General features: G+C 65.2%; 1 protein-coding gene. It reads right to left on the bottom strand.

From position 1 onward, the window contains the following. Window positions 1–39: 39 nt before the first annotated feature. Window positions 40–282, bottom strand: a 243-nt coding sequence (locus FS507_RS20000; RefSeq protein ID WP_222121467.1) for a hypothetical protein, incomplete at its 5' end; no start/stop codon positions are given.

The raw sequence follows: 282 nt of genomic DNA, 5'->3' as shown, positions 1-282 counted from the left end.
CCACAATCCGCTCCCACCACCCAGGGACCTCATGATCTCCTACCCCTCCCCGAGCTTCAACAGCCTCCCCACACCTTCCCCCACGGATCCCACGACATCCCCCCCCCACCCCCCTCTTCCACCCAACCCTCCAACTTCCCCCACCACTTCCACCACCACCCCTTCTCCAATCCCCTGCTCCACCCTCTCCCTCACCACCCCCACGAAGTCACAACCCACCTCCCCCCAACCCACCACCAAACCCCCCGCCATGAACTCCCCCTCGCCCTGGTTCTTCCCCAA

Source organism: Corynebacterium glyciniphilum AJ 3170, assembly GCF_007673095.1.
GTDB lineage: Bacteria > Actinomycetota > Actinomycetes > Mycobacteriales > Mycobacteriaceae > Corynebacterium.
The sequence above is the reverse complement of the archived record's forward strand: the minus strand, read 5'-3'. Positions and strand labels throughout refer to the sequence as shown.